General features: G+C 62.2%; 27 protein-coding genes. 15 read left to right on the top strand and 12 right to left on the bottom strand.

The genetic code is table 11. The features are described from left to right. Positions 1-194: 194 nt before the first annotated feature. Positions 195-479, top strand: coding sequence for a hypothetical protein (locus I2H31_RS06090; RefSeq protein WP_196292109.1), 285 nt, complete (start codon positions 195-197; stop codon positions 477-479). A 23-nt stretch (positions 480-502) separates the two neighbouring features. Here I2H31_RS06090 and I2H31_RS06085 read toward each other — a convergent pair whose 3' ends face one another. From I2H31_RS06085 to I2H31_RS06075, 3 genes are all read right to left on the bottom strand, one after another. Continuing rightward, on the bottom strand, positions 503-2,356 hold the full coding sequence (locus tag I2H31_RS06085; RefSeq protein ID WP_196292108.1) for a glycoside hydrolase family 2 protein: 1,854 nt from the start codon (positions 2,354-2,356) through the stop codon (positions 503-505). Positions 2,357-2,593: 237 nt separating this feature from the next. After that, positions 2,594-3,364, bottom strand: coding sequence for a phosphatase PAP2 family protein (locus I2H31_RS06080; protein WP_196292107.1), 771 nt, complete (start codon positions 3,362-3,364; stop codon positions 2,594-2,596). A 179-nt stretch (positions 3,365-3,543) separates the two neighbouring features. Beyond that, positions 3,544-4,821: an asparagine synthetase B gene (locus tag I2H31_RS06075; RefSeq protein ID WP_230687501.1), complete on the bottom strand. Its 1,278-nt coding sequence runs from the start codon at positions 4,819-4,821 to the stop codon at positions 3,544-3,546. Between the two features lie 138 nt (positions 4,822-4,959). Between I2H31_RS06075 and I2H31_RS06070 the strand changes: the two genes are divergently transcribed. The 4 genes from I2H31_RS06070 to I2H31_RS06055 all read left to right on the top strand — a co-directional run bounded on the left by I2H31_RS06070 (position 4,960) and on the right by I2H31_RS06055 (position 7,954). After that, positions 4,960-5,361 (top strand): hypothetical protein, encoded by a 402-nt coding sequence (locus I2H31_RS06070; protein ID WP_196292106.1) that lies wholly within the window; start codon positions 4,960-4,962, stop codon positions 5,359-5,361. Between the two features lie 46 nt (positions 5,362-5,407). Next, on the top strand, positions 5,408-6,646 hold the full coding sequence (locus I2H31_RS06065) for an ABC transporter permease (protein ID WP_196292105.1): 1,239 nt from the start codon (positions 5,408-5,410) through the stop codon (positions 6,644-6,646). Positions 6,647-6,694: 48 nt separating this feature from the next. Next, complete coding sequence (locus I2H31_RS06060) at positions 6,695-6,934, top strand: hypothetical protein (protein ID WP_196292104.1); 240 nt, start codon at positions 6,695-6,697, stop codon at positions 6,932-6,934. A gap of 249 nt (positions 6,935-7,183) precedes the next feature. Continuing rightward, positions 7,184-7,954, top strand: coding sequence for a helix-turn-helix transcriptional regulator (locus tag I2H31_RS06055; RefSeq protein WP_196292103.1), 771 nt, complete (start codon positions 7,184-7,186; stop codon positions 7,952-7,954). 3 nt (positions 7,955-7,957) lie between these two features. Here I2H31_RS06055 and mtaB read toward each other — a convergent pair whose 3' ends face one another. Together mtaB and I2H31_RS25620 are read right to left on the bottom strand one after the other, a co-directional pair. After that, positions 7,958-9,292 (bottom strand): tRNA (N(6)-L-threonylcarbamoyladenosine(37)-C(2))-methylthiotransferase MtaB, encoded by a 1,335-nt coding sequence (gene mtaB / locus I2H31_RS06050; protein WP_196292102.1) that lies wholly within the window; start codon positions 9,290-9,292, stop codon positions 7,958-7,960. A 152-nt stretch (positions 9,293-9,444) separates the two neighbouring features. After that, entirely contained in the window at positions 9,445-11,304 is a 1,860-nt protein-coding gene (locus I2H31_RS25620; RefSeq protein ID WP_196292101.1) for an LTA synthase family protein, read from the bottom strand. Between the two features lie 244 nt (positions 11,305-11,548). On the opposite strand from I2H31_RS25620, the gene I2H31_RS06040 reads away from it, so the two are divergent. Continuing rightward, positions 11,549-13,738, top strand: coding sequence for a glutamine synthetase III family protein (locus I2H31_RS06040; protein ID WP_196292100.1), 2,190 nt, complete (start codon positions 11,549-11,551; stop codon positions 13,736-13,738). A 123-nt stretch (positions 13,739-13,861) separates the two neighbouring features. On the opposite strand, the gene I2H31_RS06035 is transcribed toward I2H31_RS06040, so the two are convergent. Beyond that, a complete protein-coding gene (locus I2H31_RS06035; protein WP_196292099.1) occupies positions 13,862-14,440 on the bottom strand; it encodes a hypothetical protein in 579 nt (192 codons plus the stop codon). Between the two features lie 191 nt (positions 14,441-14,631). On the opposite strand from I2H31_RS06035, the gene I2H31_RS06030 reads away from it, so the two are divergent. The 3 genes from I2H31_RS06030 (at position 14,632) to I2H31_RS06020 (ending at position 16,638) form a co-directional block, all read left to right on the top strand. After that, positions 14,632-14,997 (top strand): hypothetical protein, encoded by a 366-nt coding sequence (locus I2H31_RS06030; RefSeq protein WP_196292098.1) that lies wholly within the window; start codon positions 14,632-14,634, stop codon positions 14,995-14,997. 35 nt (positions 14,998-15,032) lie between these two features. Next, positions 15,033-15,563, top strand: coding sequence for a PAS domain-containing protein (locus tag I2H31_RS06025; RefSeq protein ID WP_196292097.1), 531 nt, complete (start codon positions 15,033-15,035; stop codon positions 15,561-15,563). Between the two features lie 97 nt (positions 15,564-15,660). Next, entirely contained in the window at positions 15,661-16,638 is a 978-nt protein-coding gene (locus tag I2H31_RS06020; RefSeq protein ID WP_196292096.1) for an NAD(P)H-quinone oxidoreductase, read from the top strand. Positions 16,639-16,773: 135 nt separating this feature from the next. Here the strand turns inward: I2H31_RS06020 and I2H31_RS06015 are convergent, their stop codons facing one another. Together I2H31_RS06015 and I2H31_RS06010 are read right to left on the bottom strand one after the other, a co-directional pair. Further along, a complete protein-coding gene (locus I2H31_RS06015; RefSeq protein WP_196292095.1) occupies positions 16,774-17,382 on the bottom strand; it encodes a thioredoxin family protein in 609 nt (202 codons plus the stop codon). Between the two features lie 37 nt (positions 17,383-17,419). Beyond that, positions 17,420-17,899 (bottom strand): TlpA disulfide reductase family protein, encoded by a 480-nt coding sequence (locus I2H31_RS06010; protein WP_196292094.1) that lies wholly within the window; start codon positions 17,897-17,899, stop codon positions 17,420-17,422. 143 nt (positions 17,900-18,042) lie between these two features. Here I2H31_RS06010 and ispG point away from each other — a divergent pair, with 143 nt between their 5' ends. Then, positions 18,043-20,031 carry a (E)-4-hydroxy-3-methylbut-2-enyl-diphosphate synthase gene (ispG, locus tag I2H31_RS06005; RefSeq protein WP_196292093.1) on the top strand — a complete coding sequence of 663 codons (1,989 nt, stop codon included), beginning with the start codon at positions 18,043-18,045 and terminating at the stop codon, positions 20,029-20,031. A 26-nt stretch (positions 20,032-20,057) separates the two neighbouring features. Then, complete coding sequence (locus I2H31_RS06000; protein ID WP_196292092.1) at positions 20,058-20,414, top strand: hypothetical protein; 357 nt, start codon at positions 20,058-20,060, stop codon at positions 20,412-20,414. A 65-nt stretch (positions 20,415-20,479) separates the two neighbouring features. Here the strand turns inward: I2H31_RS06000 and I2H31_RS05995 are convergent, their stop codons facing one another. Together I2H31_RS05995 and I2H31_RS05990 are read right to left on the bottom strand one after the other, a co-directional pair. Beyond that, entirely contained in the window at positions 20,480-21,007 is a 528-nt protein-coding gene (locus I2H31_RS05995; protein WP_196292091.1) for a hypothetical protein, read from the bottom strand. 38 nt (positions 21,008-21,045) lie between these two features. Beyond that, positions 21,046-21,519, bottom strand: coding sequence for a nuclear transport factor 2 family protein (locus I2H31_RS05990; RefSeq protein ID WP_196292090.1), 474 nt, complete (start codon positions 21,517-21,519; stop codon positions 21,046-21,048). An 87-nt stretch (positions 21,520-21,606) separates the two neighbouring features. On the opposite strand from I2H31_RS05990, the gene I2H31_RS05985 reads away from it, so the two are divergent. Beyond that, positions 21,607-21,804, top strand: coding sequence for a hypothetical protein (locus tag I2H31_RS05985; protein WP_196292089.1), 198 nt, complete (start codon positions 21,607-21,609; stop codon positions 21,802-21,804). Positions 21,805-21,816: 12 nt separating this feature from the next. Further along, positions 21,817-22,353 (top strand): phytanoyl-CoA dioxygenase family protein, encoded by a 537-nt coding sequence (locus I2H31_RS05980; protein WP_196292088.1) that lies wholly within the window; start codon positions 21,817-21,819, stop codon positions 22,351-22,353. A gap of 20 nt (positions 22,354-22,373) precedes the next feature. On the opposite strand, the gene I2H31_RS05975 is transcribed toward I2H31_RS05980, so the two are convergent. Continuing rightward, positions 22,374-22,808, bottom strand: a complete 435-nt coding sequence (locus I2H31_RS05975; protein WP_196292087.1) for a hypothetical protein — start codon at positions 22,806-22,808, stop codon at positions 22,374-22,376. A 165-nt stretch (positions 22,809-22,973) separates the two neighbouring features. Here I2H31_RS05975 and I2H31_RS05970 point away from each other — a divergent pair, with 165 nt between their 5' ends. Together I2H31_RS05970 and I2H31_RS05965 are read left to right on the top strand one after the other, a co-directional pair. Next, complete coding sequence (locus I2H31_RS05970; protein ID WP_196292086.1) at positions 22,974-23,162, top strand: DUF6728 family protein; 189 nt, start codon at positions 22,974-22,976, stop codon at positions 23,160-23,162. Further along, positions 23,162-23,512 carry an MmcQ/YjbR family DNA-binding protein gene (locus tag I2H31_RS05965; RefSeq protein ID WP_196292085.1) on the top strand — a complete coding sequence of 117 codons (351 nt, stop codon included), beginning with the start codon at positions 23,162-23,164 and terminating at the stop codon, positions 23,510-23,512. The genes I2H31_RS05970 and I2H31_RS05965 overlap by 1 nt, the downstream gene beginning before the upstream one ends. Before the next feature lie 117 nt (positions 23,513-23,629). Here the strand turns inward: I2H31_RS05965 and I2H31_RS05960 are convergent, their stop codons facing one another. After that, positions 23,630-26,209, bottom strand: a complete 2,580-nt coding sequence (locus tag I2H31_RS05960) for a M14 family metallopeptidase (RefSeq protein ID WP_196292084.1) — start codon at positions 26,207-26,209, stop codon at positions 23,630-23,632. Positions 26,210-26,362: the final 153 nt, after the last annotated feature.

Below are 26,362 nucleotides of genomic sequence, written 5' to 3'. Positions count from 1 at the left end.
TGGGCAAGGCGCCGGAAGGGCGGGCTGCAAAGATAACCCCGGAAGCGCCGGAGCGGTTCGGAAGATGCAAGAATGGCCTTGTAACTATCAAAAAATCTGCCTTTTTGGGTTGTGATTATTCGGCAATTTTCTCACATATTTACAAACACGTCCCACCCCTGATTATTCCGTTTTTGCCTTTCAAGCCCTTTTCTATGTTGAACCTCGACCCTGCAATTCGTTCCTTAACCGCCGAAGCCCACGCCTTCCCCGATGGCCCCGAAGAAGCCGAGGAAGTAGTCGTTTTTGAGCTGCTGGTGCCCGGCGCGTCCAAGGTGCCGCCCATTCGCCAGTACCTGGAAATAGCGCCGCTCATCGTCCACAAGTCGTCGGTAAGCAGCACGGTATCAAGCGGAATCCTGGCCGACCTCCAAGTGAGCGACACCGCCCGCCGCATTTCCTGGAGCGCCACCGCCACGCTCAAGGCCCCGCGCCGCTAGCGGGCCCGCGCCGCCGCAGAGGCCTACTGCAAGTATTCGAGCTGCCGGGAGGCCAGCAGGTCTTCCGGCACGCTCAGGGCGCCGGTGTGCGGGTCGATGAGGCCGTTGCGCTCGTCTTCGATGTTGGTGGCCTGGGTGTAGACGTCGCCCGCGATGGGGCGGCTGCGCAACTCCTGCTTGAAGGCCTTGATGCTGTTGGTGCGCGCTTCGGCGTCCTGCGGCCCGCCGTAGTCGGAAAAGCCGAAGCCGCCCCACTCGCTCACGATGAGCGGCACCTGCCGGCGGTAAAAGAACGGGTCGCCCACCACGAGCGGGAAGGCGGCGGTGCCTTCCATCTCGCCACCCACCAGCCGGTCGAGCAACTCTTTCCAGCGCGTGAGGTCGGGCGTGTAGAGGTGGGCCGTGAGCAGGTCGGACTTCAAGCGGCCGGTGTAGGAAATGTGGTGCCAGCCGTCGTTGTCCACCACCAGAAACTGGGGGTAGGCAATCTGCATGAAGTGGTAGGTTTCCACGATGTACTCGCGCGTTTCGGGGTTGGTGGCGATGTCCTGGGCGCCCCAGTCCTCATTATAGAGGCTCCAGATGACGATGCTGGGGTGCGTTTCGCTCAGCGTGACGAGGCGCAGCAGTTCGGCGCGGTGGTTTTCGCGGCTGCGCGGGGTGGAGCTGTGCGGGCTCGGCACTTCCACCCACAGCAGCAGGCCCAGCTCGTCGGCCAGGTTGTAGATGCGCGGGTCGACGCCGGCGATGTGCACGCGGACCAGGTTGCAGCCCAGCGCCTTCATGGCGTGCATGTGGCGCTGCATTTCTTCCAGCGTGGCCTGGCCGGGCTGGTAAAGGATGCCGTCGAGGTAGGTGGGCTGGTTGTTGAGGTACACGTAGCGGCCCCGGGCTTCGATTTTGCGCAGCCCAAACAGCGTTTCAATCTGGGCCGCGTAGCCTTCGCTGTCCACCAGGCAGGCCACCAGCCGGTAGCGGTTCGGGGCTTCGGGGCTCCACAGCTCGGCGCCGGGCACCTCCAGCACCACGCGCTGCTGCCACTGCCCGGCCGCCACGCGCACCGGAAAATCGGAAGTGGCCAGCGGCGCCGTGCGGTCGGTGGTGAGCGGGTCGAAAATCTGCAAGCGGATGAGGTAGTCGCCCGCGTCGTGGATGCGCAGCGTCAGGTTGAAGCGCACCAGGTGGTCTTCCACCACGCTCACCACGCCCACGCGGGAACGCAGGCGGTTGCGCTCCACGGTTTCGAGCCACACGCTGCGCACGGCGCCCGTGTAGGTCTGGTACCAGATGCCGCCGCGCTTGTACACGTGCGATTCCTGCTTGCCGCGGGGCGTTTCGGCGTCCATCGTGTCCACGATGCGCACGGTGAGGCGGTTGACGAGGTGCAGGTTTTCCTCGTCCAGCTCGTAGCTGAAGGAAGTGTATTCGCCAAAATGCACCTCTTCGCCTTCAATGGTTTTCAGCAGCTGGCCATTGAGCCACACCCGGGTTTCGTAGCCGCAGGCCCCAAACGTGAGCTGGATGAGGGAGCGGGCCTGGGGCTCGGCCACTTCGGGCAGGTTGAACTCGCGCTCGTACCACACCACTACTTTGTCGTGCCAGGTGGCGCCGCCCTGTTGCCCGCGGGCCTCGGCCAGGTGCTCTTCCACCGAGCCGGGCCAGTGGGCGCGGTGCTCGTAGGCATGGCCCAGGGCCCAATCATCGCGCAGGCCCACGTCTTCCACGTCGTGGGCAAATTTCCATTCGCCGTCGAGCAGCACGTGGCTGTTCATGCGCAGCACGGCGCGGGGCAGAGGGTTCGAGAATTCTTCGGTGGGCTGCTCTTCAGCGGGCCGGCTGGCCGAGAGCGAGTAATTGGATTGGTTCAGGTCCTCCATGCGGGCAGGGGTAAGCAGCGCAGCGCCATTAAGCTGAGCCAGACTTTCCCTGCTAACGGGCATCGGCGCCAGAATGATGCAGGAAGGCCGTCAAACGGCGAAGTAACGAGGGTTCCAGCCTTATTCGTCTGTCATCCTGAGCACCGCGAAGGACCTTCTTACACTGGCATAATTGTGTGCCAACGGGAGAAGGTCCTTCGCGGTGCTCAGGATGACAGGTAGCTATAAACTTCCAGCTTACGGCTGAAAGCCCAGCGCGAACCCGGCGCCGCCTGCCGGGCTGTACGTGGGCACCAGCAGCAGCTTGTGGGCCACCCGCTCCGGCAGCAGCTTGGTGAGGGCGGGGTAGGCGTGCCACACGGTTTCGGCTGAGAGAAAGCCGATGGCCGCGCCGGCCAGCACATCGGTGGCCCAGTGCTTGTTGCCGAGCACGCGCATGGTGCCCGTGGCGGCGGCCACCGCGTAGCCGCTCACGCTCACCCAGGGGTACTGGCGGCCGTATTGCTCGTGCAGCAGCGTGGCCGTAAGAAAGGCCTGCGAGGTGTGCGACGACGGAAACGAGCTCAAATCCTGCGCGTTGCAGGGCCGTGGCTCGGCCGTGATGCGCTTGAGGTTGCTCACCACGGCCCCGTCCAGCTCGTGCGCCACCAGGTAGATGAGCGTGAAGCCCAGCGGCGTGCGCTCGCCCCGGTGGCCGGTGGCCATCAGGCCGTAGGCTAGGGCCAGGGGCGCGTGGCGGCTGTAGTCGTCGATGCCGTGCGAATCGAAGCCGCGGAATACTTCCTGGGTTTCTTCCTGGATGTTCTGCTTCGCCTTGCAGAGCGTTTCGTTGAAGGTGGGCTTGTGGGCCAGCACGCCCACGCCAATGGCCACCGACGGAATGGCCACGCGCCACACGGCTGCCCGCACCCGCGCCGTGCGCAGCGAATCGGTCACAGTTTGCGCCTGCGCCCGAAGGCCCAGGCCGCCGGCCAAAAGCAGTAAAAACAAGCGTAGTCGAATCAACATAAGGGCCGGACGTACTGGTGCGTTCTAAAATTATGTTGACTTGCCGAGAGAAAAGCAGAAGAAACGGTGAATGGAAGGCTGCACCCCCTGAGCGCAGAATCCAGTCCGGCGAAGCGAACAGGGCAATAAAAAAGCCCCAACCATTGCGGGTTGGGGCTCGATGACTGCCATAGTTCGGCTTAGGTCTTCTGCTTCTTCTTCTTGGCCGCCGGGAAAAGAATGTTGTTCAGAATGAGGCGGTAGCCGGGGGAGTTGGGGTGCAGGGCCAGGTCGGTGGGCTCTTCGCCCACAAGGTGCTGGTAGTCTTCGGGGTCGTGACCGCCGTAAAACGTCCAGGTGCCTTTGCCAAGGGAGCCGTGCACGTAGCGCGCCTCGCCGGTTTGCTTGGTGTCGCCCATTATCACCACGTCGGGCTTGATGAGGCTTTTGCGGAAGGCCGTGGTCTGGCCCATGAAGCCGTGAATGGTTTTCTCGTGGTTCTGGCACAGCATGGTGGGCACCGGGTCATACTTGGCCGAGAAGGTAAAGAGCTGGAAGTAGTCGTTTTGCTCACCCAGGCCGCGCTCCCCAGGCTGCATGTCAATGTTAGAATACTCGTACTCAAACGGGTTAGTCTTGAGCTGGAAGTTCTGGAAAGCCAGGCAGCGGTTGAAGTTCAGCTTGGACTGCGCGTTGGGGTCGGCGCCGTCGCCGTCGTACATGCTTTCCACCATGTCGATGCCCAGGCCGGCTAGGGCGATGTCGTAGCTGTCGGTGGCCGAGCACATGGCGAACAAAAAGCCGCCGCCGGCGATGAATTCCTGCATTTTGGTGGCCACGGCGCCCTTCATCTGGCTCACTTTGCCGAAGCCGTTGCGCTTGGCGGCGGCTTCGGCGTCGCGCACCTGCTGCTGGTACCAGGGGTAGCTGCGGTAGGAAGCGTAGAACTTGCCGTATTCGCCGGTGAAATCTTCGTGGTGCAGGTGCAGCCAGTCGTATTTCGGCAGCTCGCCCTTCAGCACTTCGTCGTCGTAAATCTGGGTGTAAGGGATTTCGGCGTAGGTGAGCACCATCGTCACGGCGTCGTCCCAGGGCTGCTTGCCTTTGGGCGTGTACACCGCAATTTTGGGCACTTTCTCCAGCTTCATCACGTCCATGTTGGCGTTGGGGTCGGCTATTTCCTGGAGGATACCGGTGTACTGGGCCTCGCTGATGACCTGGAACGTGACGCCGCGCACGGCCAGTTCGTTCTCGGCCGCCGAGCTGGTTTCGAAGGCGAAGGCCCCGCCGCGGTAGTTCAGCAGCCAGTCGACGGGCACTTCGCGCTGGAGCAGCCAGAATGCCACGCCGTAGGCCTTCAGGGCCTCTTTTTGGGTGTTGTCCATCGGAATGAACACGTGGTTGGCGCGGGCGGCCAGGGGCGCGGCCACGCCGGCCGCGGCCAGGAGCCAAAACAGCAGAAAACGCTTGAACAGCATAAGATTTTAGCAAAAGAAACGCAGCTCCGCAACGAGGTTGCGGCGCCGGTGGTTCAAGTTAGGCGCCGGCCGCCGAACTTTGGCGGCCGGCGCCCGCCGAAGGGTGGTGGCCGGGGTCAACTCATAAATCGGAATACCATGTCTGCAACCGTAGCTGCCACCGCTTCTGATGATGAAATTATTGGCCTTATCGACCAATGGGTCAGTTTATTAGAGCAGGAACGATACGAGGACGCCCACGCGTTTCTGGAAACTGACCCTTCTTGGTCCGCGGAGGTACTCAAGGAAATCATCGAGGCCTACGGCGACGAAGCCAACAACCGGGTAACGCTGCGCAACAACGGGACGGCGCTAGACGGTGCCGGCAAGGTGGAAGCGGCCCGGCAGCGCAAAGAGGTGAGCTGGGCGGACGCGGACCGGGGCGACGTGTGGTACGATTTGAACATCAACGGCTTGGGTTCAGACTTAACCGCCACCTTCAACCTGGAAAAGCGCGGCGAACGAATTCACCTTATTCTTCAGGATATTCACGTGATGTAAAAGTCGGCGTGCCTGAATTCTGCAAAAACAGTTTAGTAAACAGTCAATGAGTCCTTTCGAAAACGTCCGCGAAGCTTTCCGCTCCATCCGCGCCAATTTGCTGCGCACCGTCCTCACGGCCCTGATTCTGAGCATCGGGCTGTTTGCGCTGGTGGGCATTCTCACCAGCATCGACGCGATGAAAAACTCGCTGTCCGAAACCTTCGCCAGCCTCGGCGCCAACTCGTTTGAGCTGCACGCCAAGGGCTACACCAACCGCTCGCGGCGCGGCGGCGTGCAGGGCAAGCAGTACCCGCCCATCGACTTTCTGCAGGCCAAGCTCTACAAAAAAGCCATGGGCGACGAGGCCCAGGTGGGCGTGTCGGCGTTCATCTCCGGCGCGGCCGAAATGAAAGCCAACGGCACCAAAACCAACCCCAACATGCAGGTGACCGCCGGCGACGAAAACTACCTGAAAATCCAGGGCTATAACCTCGCCGAAGGCCGCGTGTTCTCGCAGACCGAACTCAACAGCGGCGCCAACGTGATGGTGGTGGGCGACGAAATCAAGCAGAAGCTGTTTCCCAAGCAAAGCCCCGTGGGCCAGTACGTGTCGGCCCTGGGCCGCCGTTTTCTGATAGTGGGCCTGCTCGAAAAAAGCGGCAGCGGCATGGGCGGCGGCGGCTCCGACCGCCTGGCCCTGCTGCCCCTGGAAACCGGCAACCAGATGCCCCGCCAGCGCGCCCTCACCTACGACATCAAAACCGCCACCGACAAGCCCGGCACCCTGGCCTTCCTCATGGGCCAGGCCACCGGCAAGATGCGCGCCGTGCGCCACGACCGCCTGGGCCAGGAAGACAGCTTCACGGTGGAAAGCAGCGAGTCGCTGGCTTCCACGCTCGACGCCATTTCCGGCAAGGTGAAGGCTGGCGGCAGCGTCATGGCCTTCATCACGCTGCTGGGCGCCAGCATTGCGCTCATGAACATCATGCTGGTGTCGGTGACGGAGCGCACCCGCGAAATTGGCATTCGCAAGGCGCTGGGGGCCACGGCCCTGCAAATCCGGCAGCAGTTTCTCATCGAAGCCATCGTGATTTGCCTGCTGGGCGGCACGCTGGGCATCATTCTGGGCGTGCTCGGTGGCAACGGCGTGGCGGCGCTCATCGGGGCGGGCTCGTTCTTCGTGCCTTGGTTCTGGATGCTGCTGGGCCTGATTATCTGCGTGGGCGTGGGGCTGGCTTCGGGCTACTACCCGGCCAGCAAAGCCGCCGCTCTGGACCCGATTGATTCCTTGCGCTACGAGTAGGCGGGCGGTTGCTGCGTGGCTACCACTAATGAGTAAAGGACACCTGGGATGAATCTTTTTTCGTTATTAACAGCTGGCCTCAACCGCTACTTTCGGGGGCGTGCCGACGAAACGCAGTTGCGCCGCGAATTGCTGGCTCATCGGCGGCGTCAGTTGCTGCACCAGAATATTCCCGACGTGTACGCCGCTCGCACAGCCTTTGGCGCACGTTTCGAAGAATTACAAGCGCTGCTGGTGGCCCACGACCCTGCTCACTTGCAGAAGCTGGCCGCTGGCAGCCCGTATTAACCTGAACTGGCCCGCACCTTACTTTATCAGTTCGAGTCCGTCGACACGTTTGAGAGGATAAGCGCGCTGTTGCAGCAGGAAATAAGCCTGTAGTTTGGGCCGCCCGCAGCCTCGCCGGAAACAGTAGAACAATTGGCTGCCGCGGTTTGGGAATGGAATAAGCGAGAGCAAGCAAAAGGCGCCTGATGCCGGGCTAGCGGCAAATTCTTATACATTTGCGCAAACCTCATTTGTGCAAACATGGTGGCCGTGCCCGCTTCCGAAACCATTGACCAGCGCTTTGCCCAGCTCATTCAGCAGTTTGGGCTCACCAAAAACAGCTTTGCCATTTCACTGGGCAAAACCGCCAGCGTGGTCCAGCACCTCATCGAAGGCCGCAACAAGCCGGGCTACGACCTGCTGTGCAAGGTGTTTGAGGTCTACCCAAATGTTTCAAGGGATTGGCTGCTCCTCGGCCGTGGACCCATGCTGGTGGGCGGCGAGCCCATTGCCCGGCCGGCACCCCGCCCCGCTACTGCCGCCCCTGAGCCGCCCCTGGAGCCCATCGACCTATCAGAGTTCGAAGCGCCCAGCCCGCGCCGCGCCAGCCCGGGCGTAGCCGGTTCGCGGCTCCAGCCCACGGAAATCGCCGCTACGCTGGCACTGGCCGCCGCGGCCCAGCAGCCGGCCCGCGCCGCCGCGTCGGTGCTCAACGGCTTTGCGCACGCCCCACAGTCAGAACAACCCCAAGCCGCTGCAGAAGTGGCGGCTGCTCCCGAACCCAAAGCCCCGCCAGCGCCAAGCCCTAGCCAGTTGGCCGAGCCCGCCCTGGCAATGCCCACCCCGGCGCCGGTTGCTGAGTCAGCCCCGGTTCCGGCTGCCGCCGCCCCGGCGAATCCGGAAGGCTACATTGCGGCGGCGTTGCATGCCCAACATTTGCAGCACCAGCTGGCCTTGGCCGAAATGCGCAACCAGCACCTGCTGGAGCAGCAGCAGATGCTGCGCGAAATGCTGGCCATGGCCCGGCAGGCGATGGTTTAAATTTTAGGCGAAAATTCCGACTTCTTCGGCTTCCATCAGGCCCAGCGCATTTACGCCCGTCAGGCGCAACGTCTTCATTTCGCCCACCAGTAGGGGGTCGTACTTGGCGGCCACGCGGATGTAGTTGGGCGTGAAGCCTTCCATGCGGCCGTCGGTCACGTCGTCTTCAAACAGCACTTCGGTTTCCAGGCCCAGGTGCTGCTCGTAGAAAAACCGCTTTTTCTTTTCCGAAAGGCTGCGCAGCTGGGTGGTGCGCTCGTGCCGCACCCGGTCCTGCACGCGGCCGGGCAGGGTAGGTGCCAGCGTATCGGGCCGCTCCGAGTAGGGGAATACGTGCAGGTAGCTGATGGGCAGCTCGTTGAGGAAGTTGTACGTGTCGAGAAAGTCGGCATCCGTTTCGCCCGGAAAGCCCACTATCACATCCACGCCGATGCAGGCGTGCGGCATCAGTTCCTTGATGCGGGCCACGCGCCCGGCGTAGAGTGCCCGGCGGTAGCGGCGGCGCATCAACCCCAGAATCTTGTCCGAACCGCTTTGCAGCGGGATGTGGAAGTGCGGCATGAACCGCTCGGAGGCCGCCACCGTGGTCAGAATCTCGTCGGTGAGCAGGTTGGGCTCGCAGCTGCTGATGCGGAAGCGACGAATGCCGCTCACCTCGTCCAGCGCCTTCACCAGTTGGGTAAAATCTTCGCGGCGCTCGCGCTCGGGCCCTTGCAGGCCGAAGTCGCCGAGGTTGACGCCGGTGAGCACGATTTCCTTCACGCCGGTTTCGGCCAGTTGCTCTACGCGCGCCACCACGCTGGCCACGCTGCCCGAGCGGCTGCCGCCCCGCGCCAGCGGAATGGTGCAAAACGAGCAGGAGTAGTCGCAGCCGTCCTGCACTTTGAGGAAGGTGCGGGTGCGGTCGCCAAACGAGTGCGCGGCCACAAACTCGGTGGCTTCGGAAATGGGCGAGGCGTGCACCGCCCCCGGCTGACCGGCCGCGGGCTTCTGGAAATCAGCCAGAATGTCGACGAGCTGGAATTTCTCGGCCGCGCCCAGCACGGCGCTCACGCCGGGGATGGTGGCAATTTCCTGGGGCTTGAGCTGGGCGTAGCAGCCCACGATGGCCACGAAGGCATCGGGGTTGTGCTTGAGGGCCTGCTGCACCACTTTCCGGCACTTGCGGTCGGCGTGGTCGGTCACGGAGCAGGTGTTGATAACGTATAAGTCGGCCCCGGCTTCAAAGGCGATTTTCTGGAAGCCCCGCTCTTCAAATTGCCGGCCAATGGCCGACGTTTCGGAGAAGTTCAGCTTGCAGCCGAGGGTATAAAAGGCAACGGATTGAGGGGTAGGCATGGCCCGGCAAAGGTACAAAAGATGGTTTTGGGAATAGACAGCGTGAGCTAACACCCGCTCGCGGGCGGCTTTGTTCCACGCGCCATTGCTGCCTCCGTGAGTTTGTCGGGCCGGCGGTTCCGGGGACACTGTGCAGCCGCCGGCCTACTGCTTTACCGTTTGGCAAAGTCGTCCAGCGAAACCTGTTCCAGGGCCTGGCCCAGCTTCACCTGAGCGTCCGGCACGGTGGGGTCACGCTCCCAGGTGTGGCGGCTGATGTTGTCAAACGCCACCGCGCCGGCCGGCGAAACAGCCCCAAAACCGTTGTTGAACGTGTAAAAGGCAAACGGCACCGGGTGCGCGGCCAGCAGGTTGCGGCTCCACACGTAAGGCGTGGCGGGCAGTTGCAACTGGTGCAAAAGCGTGGCAACTACATCGGTTTGGGAGCCAATAGTGGAAACCACCCGACCGCGGCTTTCGGGCCGGAGCGCACCGCCGGCCAGCAGCAGCGGAATCTGAAATTTGCCCGGGCTCTGGTTGGACGAGTAGCCCGGTAAAGGATGCCCGTGGTCGGCCACCAGCACCAGCAGGGTGTGGGCGTACCAGGGCTGCTGCCGGGCCGCTCGCAAAAATTGCCCCAGCACGTGGTCGGTGTAATACACCGAGTTGCGAAACATGGCTTCCTCATTCTTGCCCGGAAATCGGGTTTTCATCGGCACATCGAACGGCTCGTGGCTGCTGAGCGTGAAAGCCGTTACAAAAAACGGCGACGGCGTCTGCCGCAAATCGCGCAGGACCCGGCCGAAGAGCGCGCCGTCGTGGGCGCCCCACTTAGAGTTTTGCTCCGCGGCGGCAAAGTCGGCCCGCTCGGTGAGGTGCTCGTAGCCGGCCGTTTGCAGGTAGCTTTTCATGTTGGCGAAGGCCAGCTCGCCGCCGTAGTAGTAGCGCGAGTGGTAGCCGGCTGACTTCAGGGTGCGGCACAGGTGCGGCAGGCGTTCGGTTTTGCGCGGAAACTTGATGATGCTGGTGGTGGGCTGGTTGGGGTAGCCCGAGAGCAGGGCCACCAGTCCTTTCTGGCTGCGGTCGCCGGCCGCGTAGATGTGGTTGAAGAGGACGCCCGTGCGCGCCAGGCTGTCCAGCGTAGGCGTTACGCCCGCTTCGCCGCCCACGCTGCCCACCAGCTTGGCCGTAAAGCTTTCGAGGATGATGAACAGCACGTTGGGCCGGGGCTCGGCCAGAATGAAAGTGGACGAATCCGGCGGCGTGGGCGCGCCCACGGCCGCCGGGTACAGCCCGGCCACCAGCCGGCGCGCGGTGCTGTCGGGCATGAAGGGCGCCAGGGGCTGCTCGGCGGCCCGCAGCACGAGGGCGCTCATCAGGTTCCAGGGCGCGTTCAGGGCGGCGTGGTTGGCGAAGGGAATGGGCGAGAAGTACACGTCGCTTTGGTTGACCGGAATCTGCTGGGTGCCGCCCCGCAGCGGCACTATCAGCAGCGCCGCGTAGAGCAGGCTGGCCAGGGCCGCCCGGCCGCGCCCAAACCAGGCCGGCAGCGGGGCCAGCCGGCCCACCACCCTGCGGTAGAGCCACCAGCCGCCCGCCAGCAGCCCGGCCAGCAGTGCCAGCAGCAGCAGCGGCGCGCTGCCGGCCGACGCCGCCATTTCTCTGGGCGAGTTCAGGTACTGCAGCGGCGTGTCATCGAGCCGGAAGCCCCAGGCGCGGTACAGCTCCAAGTCGGCCACCATCAGAAAAGCCAGAAACGCCCCCACCGCCGCCGAATACGCCCCAATCAGGCGCCCAACCGGCAGCCGCGGCCCCAAGCTGCCAATTAGCAGAAGCAGAAAAGGAATCAGCGCCACGTAGGCCGCCGCCGAGGCGTCCAGCCGCAGGCCGTAGCCAAACGTGCCGAGCAGGGTGCTAAATGGCAGTTGCGCCGATGCCGCATGCTGATACCCCAGAAATAAGGCCCGACCCAACCCAAAAAACAGCAGCCAGAACAAATAGTAGCGCGGCTGGAACGCAAAGCGGTTTTTCACCTCGCAAAGATAAACCAGCCAGTTGCGGGCCCGCAGAGCATCTACCGACTATTGATTTGAAATTTCATGAGTCAAAAGTGTGCGGCGACCCTTTGAAAAGAGAGGGACTGGCTAGAGAATTGGTGGATTTGTCGAAAAAAGGCATTGAATTTTAGGGGCGATTCGCTTCAAAACTCATTCTTGCTTTACCTTTGCCTGCAGATTAGTTACTCACTTCCTAAATCTTCCGTCGGTACTTTCGTCTATGGCCACCCTTCGCTTTAAAGCCCTCGAACTCGTTAATCAGCGCCGCCCCATCACCGTGGTGCCCGCTGCCGCCCGCCGCTCCGATAGCTACGGGCAAAGCGTGTTCAACCTAGAGGCCATGCGGGCCACCATGCCCGGCGACTATTTCAAGAAGCTGCAGGCCGCCATCAAGCAAGGCGCTACCGTGGAGCGCAACGTGGCCGACGCCGTGGCTTCGGCCATGAAAACCTGGGCCATGGCCAAGGGCGCCACGCACTACACGCACTGGTTTCAGCCCCTGACCGGCGCCACCGCTGAAAAGCACGACTCCTTCTTCGACCTGAACTCCGACGGTCGGCCAATTGAAAACTTCAAAGGCTCGGCGCTGGTGCAGCAGGAGCCCGATGCTTCGTCGTTCCCCAACGGCGGCATTCGCAACACCTTCGAGGCCCGCGGCTACACCGCTTGGGACCCCACTTCGCCCGCGTTCATCATCGAAACCGTTGGCGCCAAAACCCTATGCATCCCCACCATTTTTGTGGCTTACACCGGCGAGGCGCTCGACTACAAAGCCCCGCTGCTAAAGTCGCTGGGCGTGCTGGAGAAGGCCGCCGTGGAGGTGTGCCAGTACTTCGACAAAGACGTGAGCCGCGTGAACACTACGCTGGGCATTGAGCAAGAGTACTTCTTGGTTGACAAGGCTTTGTACGACGCCCGCCCCGACCTCGTGATGACCGGCCGCACCCTCTTTGGCCACACGCCGGCCAAGGGCCAGCAGCTCGACGACCACTATTTCGGCTCGATTCCGGCCAGGGTACACGGGTTCATGCTGGAGTTTGAGGAAGAAGCCAACCTGCTCGGTATTCCGCTGCGCACTCGTCACAACGAGGTGGCCCCCAACCAGTTTGAGTGCGCCCCAACCTTCGAGGACGCCAACCTGGCCGTGGACCACAACCAGCTGCTGATGGACGTGATGGACCGCGTGGCCGAGCGACACAACTTCAAGGTGCTGCTGCACGAGAAGCCCTTCGCCGGCGTGAATGGTAGCGGCAAGCACAACAACTGGGCCATGAGCACCGACACCGGCGTGAACCTGCTCGCCCCCGGCCGCCGGCCCAAGGAAAACCTACAATTCCTCGCCTTCTTCATCACCACCATTAAAGCGGTGCACCGCTACGCCGACTTGCTGCGCGCCAGCATTGCCTCGGCCTCAAACGACCACCGCCTGGGTGCCAATGAAGCCCCGCCGGCCATCATGTCGGTGTTCGTAGGCTCGATGCTGGACTCGGTGCTCGATGAGCTGGAGCGCACGGCGAAGCTGCCGCTCGACAAAGGCGACAACATTTACCTCAAGCTGGGTATCGATAAGATTCCGCCCATCCTGCTCGACAACACCGACCGCAACCGTACTTCGCCCTTTGCCTTCACCGGCAACAAGTTCGAGCTGCGCGCCGTGGGCTCGTCGGCCAACTGCTCCTCGGCCATGACGGTGCTCAACACCATCGTCGCCGACCAGCTCATCGACTTCAAAGAGTCGGTGGACGCGCTGATTGACCAGGGCAAGAAGAAAGAAGTGGCCATCGTGGAAGTGCTGCGCGAGTACGTTATTTCCTCCAAAAACATCCGTTTCGAGGGCAATGGCTATTCCGACGAGTGGAAGGAGGAAGCGGCCCGCCGCGGCCTGAACAATATCGCCACCACGCCGCAGGCGCTGGATGCCCTCATTCGCGAAGACGCGGAGGAACTTTTTGCCCGCCACGGCATCTTCTCCCAAGTCGAGCTTCATGCCCGCCACGAAATCCTACTGGAGGAGTACATGAAGAAAATCCAGATTGAAAGCCGCGTGCTGGGCGACCTGGCTATCAACCACATAATCCCAACTGCGTTACAATACCAGACCAAGCTTATCAATAATGTGCGCGGTTTGCGCGAACTTGGTCTCGACGACGACCACAGCCAGGTAACCGTGGAGATGATTAAATCCATCTCGCGTCACGTTTCAACCATCAAAACCACGGCCGACGCCATGACGGCGGCCCGCAAACAAGCCAATAAAATCGCAGACGCCCGCGAACTAGCTGTGGCGTACTGCGAAGAAGTAAAACCGAAATTCGACCCCATTCGCCGCGCCGTAGACAAGCTGGAGCAAATGGTGGCCGACGAGGACTGGCCCCTGGTGAAGTACCGCGAACTGTTGTTCAGCCGGTAAATCAGCTCGGGACGGAATCGGGTCCGGTGTTGGGTGGGAATTCTCGCCGCGCCCCGATTGGGAAAGAGGTGCCTCCGTGGGGTGCCTTTTTTTGAAGGTCCTCCGCAAACGATTGCGGGAAGTTCAATCTTCTTCCGATGCTTTGATAATGGGTCTGCGGGCTGATTTGGCCGCTTTGGGCTGGTCGGCGGGGGCCGCCAGCAGCAGGGGCAGGCGGGGCGTGTGCGCGTCGGGCGCTTCGTCCAGCACCTCGGCGCTGCTGCCGGGGTCGGGCACCAGCATTTTCCAGGTGGCGCGGCGCAGCTCATCAAGTTTCTCCAACGACTCGCTGACGGTGGCGTTGGCCATGAGCTTGTCGAACAGGCCGCTGCTGCGGCCTACGGCAATCAATTTCTCAATCACAAACGGGAGCACCCAGCCCACCACGTTGGAAGCCAGGGCGCCGCGCAGGCCCAGACGCACCAGCAGGCGCACGGTCATTTGCTCCACGAGCAGCACGCGGGCGGCGGGTAGGGCCTTGTCGGCCAGGAAATCGGCCACCAGCTTGAGGTTGCCTTTTTCTACTTCGGCGCGCAGCACGTCCTGCACGCTGTCGAGGGCGCGGGCGGCGAGCTGGCGAAACAGGCGGCCGGTTTGCCAGGCCGCCAGGCCGGTGAAACGGGCGGCGCCGAGCAGCGTCGGCAGAAAGCGGGGTGTTTTCATGGTTGAGAGCGGAACGGGGCCGGTGCAGAATAGTTTCTCGCGGGCGGAACGCAGCCCGGGAAATTGGGGTTAAGCCGCGCAGTAAGCAAAAGTGTGTTGGGCGTAGTGATTTTGGTTTTTCACGGCCGAATTTGAAACTCCAACGCCCGTTGCTTGTTAGATTGCGCCTGCGGGCCGCGTTTTTCCTCTGTATGTCTGATTTGCTGCTGGATATAAACTTACAACAACTGCCCGACGACTATTTCGGGGGCGAATGGCAGGTTGCCAACCGCGTGCTGAACCAAAACGACCCCGGCAGCCCCCTGGCGCAGGCGGTGCGCCTGGTGTTGGCCCCGGGCCAGCTCGAAGCCCAACCGGTGCCGCCCGGCGAGCCGCAAACCGGCCAATGGGCCGTGATGCGCGACGAAATCCTCAACCGGCCCTACCTCAGCTTTGAGCTGCCCGATGAAGCCACCCGCGCCCTGGTCACACGCCTGCGCCGCTCGGCCGATGGCCTGCGCAGCCAACTAAACCTGTATTTCTCGTCGGGCATGGAAATGCAGCTCGACCGCGCCTGAGCGCCTTTGTTTTCGAACCCTCATTCTCTGTCTCTGTGAGTACTTCGCCTGCCACTGTCCCCACCTCCGATTCCGCCGTTCATGGCTTGGTTGGTCCCGAACAGTTCACGTTCCTGGCCGACATGATTCCGCAGCTGGTCTGGATTACCGACAACACCGGTTTTCACACCTACTTCAACCAGCGGTGGATTGACTTCACGGGCTACGACCTGGCCGACAGCGTGGGGCCGGACATGTGGAACAACCTGCTGCACCCCGACGACCGCGCCAATGCCCGCCAGGTATGGGGCCACTCGCTGGCCACCGGCGATGCGTACAAAATCGAGTACCGCTTCAGGGCCAAAGACGGCTCGTACCGCTGGTTTCTGGGCCAGGCCCTGCCGCGGCGCGGCGAGGACGGCGCAATCATCGCCTGGTTTGGCACCTGCACTGACATTCAGGAGCAGCGGCAGATGCGCGAGCAGCTGGAAGCCGCGTATTCCGACCTCGAAGCCAAGGTGATGTTCCGCACCCTGGACCTGGAGCGGGAAGTGCAATCTTTGAAGCAGCAGTTGGGCAAAAGCTAAGCTGGCGCAAGTTTGAACACCACTAAAACGGCTCTTCGGAGCCGTTTTGCGTTATTAGCGGGCATACCTTTCCGGGCATACCTTTCTCTACTTTCTGATGAATGCCATTGTGATTCAGCAGCCCGGCGGCCCCGAAGTCCTCCGCCTTCAGCAGCAACCCACGCCGCAGCCGGCCGCCCACGAAGTATTGGTCCGCGTGCACGCCGCCGGCGTCAATCGGCCCGACGTGCTGATGCGTCAGGGCAAATACGCCGGCAGCGGCGACGTTACGGGCCTCGTGCCCGGCCTGGAAATAGCCGGCGTGGTCGAATCCTGCGGCGCCGAAGCCACCCGCTGGCAGCCCGGCGATGCCGTGTGCGCGCTGCTGCCCGCCGGCGGCTACGCCAAATACGCCGCCGTGGACGCCCGGCACTGCCTGCCCGTGCCCACCGGCCTAAGCATGACGGAAGCCGCCGCGCTGCCCGAAACCGTGTTCACAGTGTGGCACAACGTGTTTCAGCGCGGCCAGTTGCAGCCCGGCGAAACCCTGCTGGTGCACGGCGGCAGCAGCGGCATTGGCACCACGGCCATTCAGCTGGCGCGGGCGCTGGGCAGCCACGTGGCCGCCACCGCCGGCGATGAGGCCAAGTGCAGCGCCTGCCGCGAGCTGGGCGCCGACTGGGCCATTAATTACCGAGCCGAAGACTTTGAACAGGTGTTGAATGACGAAGGCGTGGACGTGGTTCTGGACATGATAGGCGGGGAGTACATTGCCAAAAACCTGCGTTTGCTGCGCGACGACGGCCGACTGGTTTTCATCAACGCCATGCAAGGGAGCAAGGGCGAATTCAACGCGCTGGAGGTGATGCGCCGCCGCCTGACTATCAGCGGCAGCACCTTGCGGCCCCGTTCGGCCGAGTTCAAAGCCGCGCTGGCCGCCGCCGTCGAGCAACATGTGTGGCCGCTGATTGCGGCCGGCAGGTTTCGGCCCGTCATTCACTATACTTTTCCGCTGGCCGAAGCTGCCGACGCTCACCGACTGATGGAAAGCAGCGCGCACATTGGAAAAATCGTGCTGGAAGTGGAACGCACATAATAGATAGCCCGTCATGCAGAGCGCCAGCGAAGCATCTTTACCGCGCAAGTAATCAGATTTACTGCTGCAGTAAAGATGCTTCGCTGGCGCTCTGCATGACGGGCTGCCGTCTTTTGCTTCTGTCGGATTACGATTTTAGGCCCGCTTCCACTTGATGGTGCAGCCGATGGCTTTGGTAGAATTGGTGGTGGCGGGCTTGCCGGCCAGGATTTCGGTCATGGCGTTTTCCACGTATTTGGTTTTCACCAGCTTGGGGTCTTCAGAATTGTCGTCGATGGCGCCGATGTAGCTCACCACAAAATCCGTTCCTTTGCGGGTGAGGACGTAGAGGTGCGGCGTGCGGGTGGCGCCGTAGGTTTTGGCCACCTGCTGCGACTCGTCCACGAGGTAGGGGAAGGCGTATTTCTTTTTCTGCATGTCGGCGTAGGAATCGCCGGGGGCCACGGCGGGGTCGTTAGGGTTGATGGCTACCACCGGGTAGCCCAACGGCGCATACTTGGTGTTCAAGGCAATAATGCGGCTTTCGTAGGCTTTGGCAAAAGGGCAGGTGTTGCAGGTGAACACCACGATGTAGCCTTTGGCGGCCTTGTTGTCGGCCAGCGACACCATGTTGCCGTCGACGTTTTTCAGCTTGAAGTCGGTGGCTTTGTCGCCCACCTGGTAGCCGTCGGCGGTGGGGCGGCCCACAAAGCCGCTTAGCACCAGCGCGAAGCAAAGCGTGAGGAATGGCAGGAGCTTTTTCATGGCGGTTGAACAGGTAAAAGTGAAGAATTGAAAATAGCTATTTGCGAACTTTCTGCAACGCCGCGTCGAGTTCGGCCCGGGAAAGCTCTTTCTCAAATGTAAGGCGCTGCTTATTCTTGTTGTTGAAAATGAGCGTGAACGGCAGCGCGCCCGACCATTTCGGGTCTACCTTGTCAATGAAATTGTTGGGGTCTGATTCGTTGAGCAGCACTACTTCCGACTTGAGCCCGCGCTGCTTCACGAAGGGCTTCACCTTCTTGCCAAGCTGCGAGGCGTAGTCCATGCTCACGAGCAGCACCTTCACTTTTTGGCCCGCATTGGCGGTGCGAAGCTGCTCAAAATTAGGCAACTCCTTCACGCAGGGCGCGCACCAGGTAGCCCAGAAATTGACCACATAGGTCGTATCCGTGGGCCGCGCCAGCCGCTTTTGCAGCTCGGGAAACTTGATGACGGCCACTTGCTGGGCGAAGCCCGGCCCTGCGGTGAGCAGCCCAAAAGCGAGGAAAAGGGTTTTCAAAGTCGATTTGAAGTGTAATGATTTCTCTGGTTGATGGATAGACAGCAAACCCCGGCGCGAAGTTGCGGCTGCCCAAGGCGCCCGGCCGGCTTTACCTTTGCGCTACGGCGCAACTTTCGCCCTCAGCCCGTAGTTTTTGCTCCATGAACAAAACGTATTGCCCCAGCCTCACCGAGTACAAGCGCCGCGTTTCGCGGGTAGTCAACATCGGCGGCTTGCCCATGGGCGGCGACTTTCCCATCCGCGTGCAAAGCATGACCACCGTGGACACGATGGACACCCTGGGCTCGGTGGAGCAGACGCTGCGCATGGTAGCGGCCGGCTGCGAGTACGTGCGCATCACCGCGCCCAGCATGAAGGAGGCCCAGAACCTGCTGGAAATCAAGAAAGAGCTGCGCGCCCGCGGCTGCAACGTGCCGCTCATCGCCGACATCCACTTCACGCCCAACGCCGCCGAGCTGGCCGCCCGCATCGTGGAAAAAGTGCGCGTGAACCCCGGCAACTACGCCGATAAAAAGAAGTTTGAGGAAATTGAGTACACCGACGCCACCTACGCGGCCGAGGTGGAGCGCATCCGCGAGCGGTTTCGGCCGCTGGTGAAGATTTGCAAGCAGTACGGCACGGCCATGCGCATCGGCACCAACCACGGCTCGCTGAGCGACCGGATTCTGAGCCGCTACGGCGACACGCCGCTGGGCATGGTGGAGTCGGCGCTGGAGTTTCTGCGCTTGTGCGAGGAAGAAAACTACTACGACGTGGTCTTGAGCATGAAGGCCAGCAACACGCAGGTGATGGTGCAGGCCTACCGCCTGCTGGTGCAGAAGCTCGACGAGGAAGGCCTGCAGCCCTACCCGCTGCACCTGGGCGTGACCGAAGCCGGCGAGGCCGAAGACGGCCGCATCAAAAGCGCCGTGGGCATTGGCACGCTGCTGGAAGACGGCCTGGGCGACACCGTGCGCGTGAGCCTCACCGAGGCGCCCGAAGCCGAGGCGCCGGTGGCCAAAGCCCTGATTGACCGCTACACCAACCGCGCCGCGCTGGCGCAGCCCATTGCGCCGCTGGCGGGCGAGGAGCCCATCAGCCCCTTCCAGTATTTCCGCCGCGTGACCCGTGAGGTGGCCAACCTGGGCGGGCAGAACGTGCCGCGCGTCATCACGGACTTGTCGCGCCTGCCCCAGCTGGAATATGCCGATTTGCGCGCGGCGGGGCATCTGTATTCGTCGTTTCTCGACAAGTTTCAGATGTCCGATTTGGGCGCCGACTACGTGTACACCGGCCAGCGCCCGGCGCCGTTTATGCTGCCCAACGGCCTGAAGGAAATCGTGGATTACACCGCCTGGCGCGACGCCGGCCAGCGCCCGGACCATTTCCCGGTGTTCACGTCCGCCGAATACGCGGTGGCGGCCACCCGCCACCCGGAGCTGAATTTCGTGTTCCAAAACCTGGCCTCGCTCACGGCGCCCGTGCTCGACCAGCTGCGGGAAGACCTTACGGCCGTGGTGGTGCTTCACACCGACAACGCCCACGCCATGCCAGAAATCCGGCGCGCTTTCTTTGAGCTGATGAATGCCGGCGTGACCTGCCCAGTGATTATCAACCGCCAGTTTCCGGCCCTCAGCCCGGAGGAAACCCAGCTCTACGCGGCCACCGACGGCGGTGGGCTGCTGCTCGACGGCCTCGGCGACGGCCTGGTGCTGAGCACCGAGCTGCTGCCCGAGCGCGGCAAAGACGAATGGCTCACGACCATCGAAGGGCTGAACCAGCTGTCGTTCGGCATTCTGCAGGCGGCCCGCACGCGCATGAGCAAGACCGAATACATCAGCTGCCCCAGCTGCGGCCGCACCTTGTTCGACCTGCAGGAAACCACGGCCATGATTCGCAAGCGCACCGACCACCTCAAGGGCATCAAAATCGGCATCATGGGCTGCATCGTGAACGGCCCCGGCGAAATGGCCGACGCCGACTACGGCTACGTGGGCGTGGGCAAAGGCAAAATCTCCCTCTACCGCGGCCAGGAAGTCATCAAGAAATCGGTGCCCGAAGAAGCCGCCGTGGACGAGCTCATTGAGCTCATGCGCGAGGACGGAAGGTGGATTGAGAAGGAAGTAGTGGAAGAGCCGGTGGGGGCGTAAACTAATTGGCCACTTAGCCTTATACCATGCGGAAGCTGCCTTTGCCTAATCTGCATGATGCGGCCATAGAAAAATTTACTTATGTTCCGGACGCAGCCCGGCTAATTGTAAGTATTTCAAAATACGCAATTGATGACCAACTCGCTTTTAATATTGAGCTAATATTTTCAGGAATTCGGAACGCGAAAAAAGTGGTGCGTTTCGACCAATGCATTCAGCGTATTTTGCAGAAAGAGCAGCGTAGTAATCTGAGCTTTAGGATAGATAGTTTAACCTATTGCGATTTGTTGCCAGGTGAAGATGGGCTATGCTTTGTTCTTGATATTGACCACTTAGGTAGCTTGCGTATCAACTGTAAAAAAATGTTTGTCCGCGAGATTTAATATCATTTGGTTTCATCCTGTATTACCTTCAGCCAACGCGTGGACCCTGCGGCATCCGAATGGGTTTACCGTCCCAACAAGAACTCCCGGAACAGCACTAATTCCTCCAACTCCCGCTGCACGTAAGCCCGAAAAAACGACTCGCCGACTTGTGGCTGTAATACCGAAATGCCCACGTCAATCAGGCGGAGGCCTTGCTGCGTGAGCAGGATGTTGTCGTACCGGTTGCCGGGCAGGTTGGAAGGGCGCAGCAAGTCGCGGTGCACAAAGCCCGCCGCGTGCAGCGCTTGTAATTCATCAGTGAATACGTCGAACCAGATTTCGCGCATTTCCACTTCGTAGGCGCGGAAGTCGATGGGATAAATGCGCTCCATCACCAGCATATCGGTGCCCAGCGCTTCGTTTCTTTCCAGCCGAAGAAATTTTACTACCAGACCGTTTATTTGGTTGGCAAAGCGCATTTTCTCGGCTTCAGAGCCAATGTCGGAGCGGGTATCGTCGTTGAATAATTTGCCGACTTCCGTTTCGGAAAGCGCAATGGCCGCATTGTTGGCCCCGCGGGAAAGTTGACGAGGATAACGCTTGGGCTCCATTCTTTCGCGGCACTGGGTTCGCCCAAAAATACAGCGGGCTACTTACACTTCTCCTTGCGCCGCGTGTCGATGACGTGCGCAATTTTCCAGCCGTCGGCCAGCTTCACCAGCTGGAACGAGTCGTAGCCGCAGTGGCTGAATTTGCTGCCGATGTAAAACTCGTATGGCGCCCACACGCTGGCCAGGTTGGCGTCGATTAGGATTTGCTCGAAGGTTATCCGCTCGTCCAGGATTTGGGGGTGCGGCGTGGCCACGGCTTTCAGGAAACCGTTGATGTTTTCGGTTTGCAGCGCGGGCGGCTGGCCGGGCCGGCCCCCAATGCCGTGGAAAACGGCTCCCGGCGCCAGCGTGCGGCGTATGAGGGTGCTGTCGCCGCGCCGCATGCCGTCGAAAAAGGCGGTGACGGTTTGCTTCACCGCTTCAGTTTCGGCAGGCGCTTTTTGGGCTTTGGCGGCCAGCGCGGGCGCTACGAGCAGGCCGGCCAGCAGGAGGGAAGTAACTAGTTGAGGCATAGAAGCGGGAGTTTCCGGAATATAGGCGTGAGGGCGGCGCGCAGGTTGCACCGCCAGATGAACGGGCCAGCGTAGCTTTGTCGCCGTATGAAAACGTTCGCATTCGAGGACGCAGCGGCCGGGCAATTTGCCAACGAAGGCTTCGCGGTGTTGCCCGGCCTCTATTCCGTGGGTCAGGTGGCGGCGCTGCTGCGCTGCATCGAGCAGGCGCCCGCGAGCGGGCCCAATTTCCGGCGCAGCCAGGAGGTGTTTGCCATCCGGAACTTGCTCGGCGAAGTGCCGTAGCTGTGGCCCCTGTTGGCCACCGATGCGCTGCAGCAGCTGCTGGGCCGCCTTTTCCCGGCGGGCTGCCACTTGGTGAAAGCCATCTACTTCGACAAGCCGGCTGGCTCGAACTGGCTGGTGGCCTGGCACCAGGACCTGATGGTGAACGTGAGCCAGCGGGTGGACTCGCCCGGTTTCGGCCCCTGGACCAGCAAAGCCGAAGGCGTTTCGGTGCAGCCGCCCGTGGCCGTGCTGGAAAACGTGTGCACCATCCGCCTGCACCTCGACGACTGCGACGCCAGCAATGGCGCCCTGAAAGTGGTGCCGGGCTCCCACCGCCACGGGGTGCTCTTCGCGGCCGACATCGCCGCCCGCACCGCCGGTGCCACCGGGTGCGCGGTGCCCGCGGGCGGGGCCATGCTCATGCGGCCCTTGCTGCTGCATGCATCCAACCGCAGCACCAGCCGCCGCCCGCGGCGCGTCATTCACCTGGAATTTTCCTCGGTGGAGCTACCGGCAGGCTTGCACTGGCGCGAGCGGCTGCAACGCTTCAGCTCAGGCGTTGAATAACCCAGCAGGCAAAGGGCAACTCAGCGGGCGTGCCCGTCGCGCAGCCGGACCTGCGCCAGCACGGCGGTGAATTCGGCGCGGCTCAGGCCGGAGGCGTACAGCATCGCCTGAGCCTCGGGCTGCGGCGCGGCGAAGCGCAGGTACGTGACCAGCACCCGGCGGCGGGCGCCCATGAACGAGTCGGTTTCGTACACTTTCACGGCTTGGCCTGCCACCACGGCCGGCCACTCGGCCACGGCGTGCATGGGGCCGCCGTCGCGCGGGGCCATGGGCTGCCAGTAGAACAGGTGCAGCGCCCGCTCACCCGGCGCTTCCCACCGCCGAAACTCTTCGTGCGCCGAACTGCCCGGCAGCCCGCGCATGGGCACTTGTTCCGAAGTGCTGGCCGCCAAATGAAATTCGGCTGGCAGCGAGAGCGAAAGAATCGCAACAAGCCAGGAGGTGGAGGGAAGCATGGGCTAATAATTGCTGAAAAGGAGAGGCGGCAACCAAAGATAGAACGCCAGCGGCCGGCCAATATAACCGCCTTCGCATCGGCTGGTTAAACGAATAAATACAGTTTTACATCAATCTTTCTGCGCCGGCCGGTGTTACCTTTCCAGACCCAAACCCGCCCCGCCATGAACGGTAAAAACCTCTTCAACTTCGGCCCCGTCCTCGGTTATTACTTCCGCAAAAACGACCCCAGCCGCAAAACCAACTTCAACCTCAGGACCATGCACTTCATCAATAAGCTCAGCTTGGCGATGTTTCTGGTCTGCCTGGTGGTGATGTTCGTGCGCTACATTCTGCCCGCCCTGACCCGCTAATGAACATCGAAGATTTCCGCGATTACTGCTTGCTCAAAGCCGGCGTGACCGAAGAAACCCCGTTTGGCCCCGAAACGCTGGTGTTCAAAGTCGGCGGCAAAGTGTTTGCCCTCACCGACATCGACACCTTCGGCAGCATCAACCTGAAGTGCGACCCCGAGCGCGCCGCGGAGTTGCGCGATGCCCACGACTACGTGCTGCCCGGCTACCACATGAACAAGAAGCACTGGAACACGGTGCTCATCGGCACGGGCGCGCCGGAAGGCCAGTTGCGCGAGCTGATTGACCACTCGTATGAGCTGGTGCGGGCCTCGCTGCCGAAGGCCGTGAAGGCAACGTTGGAAGTGTAGCTTGGACTCTGCGAGTCCGAGCCGCGAGTGCAGCGAGCATCCGGAACCGGGCGAATCCAGACGCGGGATGCTCGCTTTGCTCGCCGCTTGGACGCGCAGTGCCCAAGCTACGTGGGCTCATTGCCCCACCAGAAAAACGGCGTTGCCAAACATCAGCTTGCCGCCCTGCCAGAAGGCGCGGAACAGCGGGTTGTCGCCGAGGTAGACGACCGAGCCGCGGCCCAAGTCCTGGGCGCCTACTACGAACGTGTCGGTGAGCTCCTTGCGGGCCTTGCTGCCGGCGAAACCGGCCGAGTAGCTGTCTTTTTTAATGACGCCCACGTTCCAGCCGCCTTTGTCGAGGAAGCGGAAGCCGAGCGGGTTGCGGATGAGGGCGAAGTAGGTGCTGCCGTAGCCGAAAGCCAGCGGGTGGGTGTTGTCGAGCTGCACGCGGTAGACGCTGCCTTGCACGGCTTCTTCGGCTTCTTCGCGCTCCGAGTCGGCGTAGCGGCGCAGCAGGCGGTAGGGGTTTTGCTGGTTGGCCTTGCGGATGGCGACCGAATCGGCGGCTTTGGTTTTGAGCAGAAAGTCCTTCTTGTTGGCCAGAAACCGGGCGGCGCCTTCCAGGGCAATGAGGCGGCCGCCGTCGCGCACCCAGGCCTTGAGGCTTTCGAGGTTGCGGTCGGTGTAAATGTCGCCGTAGCTGCCGTTGGGCAGAATCAGCACGTCGTATTTCTGCATCGAAACGCGGCTGAGGTAGTCGGTGCCCAGCACCGTGAGCGGGTAGCCGAGCTGCTGCTCAAAAAAGTGCCACACCTCGCCGAATGCGGTGGCGTCGACGCCGGGGCCGGCCACCACGGCCACATTAGGCTGCTTCACGAAGTGCACCGTGCCGGAGCCCAAATCGCGCCCGGTGGCCGAGAAACCGGACTTGACGGCCGTTACCACGGTGCCGGCCGAGTCGGCCTGCGCCCGTACCAGCTGGTCGAAGCGGGCGCCTAGCCCTTCGTTGCTGGCGCGCGTGATGATGAGCGTGCCCGGCGCGTACGGCTGGCCTTCCGACTCAAACGCTTTTTCGGCGTAGCGCACCTTCACCTTTTGTTGCAGTAGGCGGCTCAGGAAACGGATGTCCTGCAGGCTGTTCCAGCGGGCCAGGTAGGCGTAGGGGCGGTCGGCGGTGGCGGCGCTGCCTTTCACCATGGCCTGGGTCGGGGCGTTGCCGGAGGCGTCGAGGCGGCCGGGCAGGGCGTAGGCCCGCAGGTTGAAGGCGTAGGGCAGGGCCCAGGAAGTAATGTCGTAGGTGAGCGAGTCTTCGAGCTGCGGCTTGGGCTCGAACAGCACCTTCACCAGCGTGGATTTGGGCTGGTACATGCTGATAACCACGTCGCGCGGCTCAATTTGCACATTGTCGGTTTTGCCGGTGGTGTAGTTGTAGCCCCTGGTTTTGGTGCGCTTGCTGGCGAAACCGTACTGAATCTGGTTGCGGTCGAGGTACTGCGTGAAGGTGCGGAGTTGGCCGGGGTCGTTGCCGGCCGCCAGCACGTAAGTTTTGTATTCGCCCTGCGGCTTGGTCCGGGCCGTGGCGAAGTAGCGCTGAAACTCGCGCAGCAGGTCGTCGTGCCGCTCGGCCGTGGCCTGAATGGTGGCGCGGCTGGCGGCGTGGTGGTGGGCAATGCGCTGGGCCAGCGTCAGGGTGTCGCCGTCGAGGCGGGCGTAGGCCAGGCCGCCGGCGCCCCCGCCGCCCTGCTCATACGTCATGCCGATGGCGCCGTTGAAGCTGGGCCAGGTGTCGCCGTAGGTGGGGGCGTAGAGGTCGTAGATTTCGCGGGTGAAATACAGCCAGTTGTTCTTATCAAAAGCCACCTTGTTGTAGTCGCCCAGGATGCCCTGAAACTGGCGCTGCCAGGGGGTGATGTCGGCGTGGTAGGGCTTGGCGGCGGGGGAGAAGTAGTAGGTGTTGTTCGGCCCCATCTCGTGGAAATCGGCGTGCACCTCGGGCAGCCACTGGCTGTAGAGGGCGATGCGCTGACGGGTTTCCTGCTGGGTTTGCCAGGCCCAGTCCCGGTTCAGGTCGAAGTAGTAGTGGTTGGAGCGGCCGCCGGGCCAGGGCTCGCGGTGCTCCCAGGCGTCGGGCTCGGCGTTGGGCGAGAGGTTGCGCACGCGGTTGTACCAGTTCACGTACCGGTCGTGGCCGTCGGGGTTGATGCAGGGGTCCACGATGACGACGGTGTTTTTCAGCCAGTCCTGCATTTGCTGGTCCTGTGGGTTGGCCAGGTCGTAGAGCACCTGCATCACGGCTTCGGAGCTCACGGCCTCGTTGCCGTGCACGTTGTAGCTCAGCCAGCACACGGCCGGCTGCTGGCGCTGGGCGGGGCCGCTTTCCAGCCCGGCCAGCCGCAGGTTGTTGTGGCGCACATCGTCTAACTGGCCGAAGGTCCCGGCGCTGGCCACCTGCACCACTTCCAGCGGGCGGTTTTCGTAGGTTTTGCCGTAGCGCACCAGTTTCATGCGGCCCGGCGAGTGCGCCACCACGTGGGCCACGTAGCGCAGCATCTCGGCGTGGGGCGTGAATTGGGAGCCGAGCTTGTAGCCCAGAAACTGGTCGGGCGTGAGCAGCGGGCCGGTGGCATCGGTGGTTTGGGCGCGGCCGGTGAGGCTGAGCAACAGCAGCCAGCAGCTACTGGCCCGCAGGCTGGCGAAAAGAACGGAAGTACGCATCAAGCGGCGCGTTGATAGATGAATGCTGTGCGCAAAGATGCAAGCGGCGCGCGGCGGTTTCGTCTCGGCAGCGCCCGTATTCCAGAGGCGCTTCGCCACAACCGAACCAACAACGAACCTTCAGCGGTTACTTCTCAAACCACGTATCTTGCA

The organism is Hymenobacter ruricola (assembly GCF_015694525.1).
Taxonomy (GTDB): Bacteria; Bacteroidota; Bacteroidia; order Cytophagales; family Hymenobacteraceae; genus Hymenobacter; species Hymenobacter ruricola.
This window is presented reverse-complemented; position numbering and strand designations above follow the sequence as displayed.

Bases quoted from the DNA above. Each gene is read 5' to 3' on its own strand.
- I2H31_RS06090 (WP_196292109.1), top strand. From the start codon at position 195: ATGTTGAACCTCGACCCTGCAATTCGTTCCTTAACCGCCGAAGCCCAC.
- I2H31_RS06085 (WP_196292108.1), bottom strand. From the start codon at position 2,356: ATGGAGGACCTGAACCAATCCAATTACTCGCTCTCGGCCAGCCGGCCC.
- I2H31_RS06080 (WP_196292107.1), bottom strand. From the start codon at position 3,364: ATGTTGATTCGACTACGCTTGTTTTTACTGCTTTTGGCCGGCGGCCTG.
- I2H31_RS06075 (WP_230687501.1), bottom strand. From the start codon at position 4,821: ATGCTGTTCAAGCGTTTTCTGCTGTTTTGGCTCCTGGCCGCGGCCGGC.
- I2H31_RS06070 (WP_196292106.1), top strand. From the start codon at position 4,960: ATGTCTGCAACCGTAGCTGCCACCGCTTCTGATGATGAAATTATTGGC.
- I2H31_RS06065 (WP_196292105.1), top strand. From the start codon at position 5,408: ATGAGTCCTTTCGAAAACGTCCGCGAAGCTTTCCGCTCCATCCGCGCC.
- I2H31_RS06060 (WP_196292104.1), top strand. From the start codon at position 6,695: ATGAATCTTTTTTCGTTATTAACAGCTGGCCTCAACCGCTACTTTCGG.
- mtaB (WP_196292102.1), bottom strand. From the start codon at position 9,292: ATGCCTACCCCTCAATCCGTTGCCTTTTATACCCTCGGCTGCAAGCTG.
- I2H31_RS06040 (WP_196292100.1), top strand. From the start codon at position 11,549: ATGGCCACCCTTCGCTTTAAAGCCCTCGAACTCGTTAATCAGCGCCGC.
- I2H31_RS06035 (WP_196292099.1), bottom strand. From the start codon at position 14,440: ATGAAAACACCCCGCTTTCTGCCGACGCTGCTCGGCGCCGCCCGTTTC.
- I2H31_RS06030 (WP_196292098.1), top strand. From the start codon at position 14,632: ATGTCTGATTTGCTGCTGGATATAAACTTACAACAACTGCCCGACGAC.
- I2H31_RS06020 (WP_196292096.1), top strand. From the start codon at position 15,661: ATGAATGCCATTGTGATTCAGCAGCCCGGCGGCCCCGAAGTCCTCCGC.
- I2H31_RS06015 (WP_196292095.1), bottom strand. From the start codon at position 17,382: ATGAAAAAGCTCCTGCCATTCCTCACGCTTTGCTTCGCGCTGGTGCTA.
- ispG (WP_196292093.1), top strand. From the start codon at position 18,043: ATGAACAAAACGTATTGCCCCAGCCTCACCGAGTACAAGCGCCGCGTT.
- I2H31_RS06000 (WP_196292092.1), top strand. From the start codon at position 20,058: ATGCGGAAGCTGCCTTTGCCTAATCTGCATGATGCGGCCATAGAAAAA.
- I2H31_RS05995 (WP_196292091.1), bottom strand. From the start codon at position 21,007: ATGGAGCCCAAGCGTTATCCTCGTCAACTTTCCCGCGGGGCCAACAAT.
- I2H31_RS05990 (WP_196292090.1), bottom strand. From the start codon at position 21,519: ATGCCTCAACTAGTTACTTCCCTCCTGCTGGCCGGCCTGCTCGTAGCG.
- I2H31_RS05985 (WP_196292089.1), top strand. From the start codon at position 21,607: ATGAAAACGTTCGCATTCGAGGACGCAGCGGCCGGGCAATTTGCCAAC.
- I2H31_RS05975 (WP_196292087.1), bottom strand. From the start codon at position 22,808: ATGCTTCCCTCCACCTCCTGGCTTGTTGCGATTCTTTCGCTCTCGCTG.
- I2H31_RS05970 (WP_196292086.1), top strand. From the start codon at position 22,974: ATGAACGGTAAAAACCTCTTCAACTTCGGCCCCGTCCTCGGTTATTAC.
- I2H31_RS05965 (WP_196292085.1), top strand. From the start codon at position 23,162: ATGAACATCGAAGATTTCCGCGATTACTGCTTGCTCAAAGCCGGCGTG.
- I2H31_RS05960 (WP_196292084.1), bottom strand. From the start codon at position 26,209: ATGCGTACTTCCGTTCTTTTCGCCAGCCTGCGGGCCAGTAGCTGCTGG.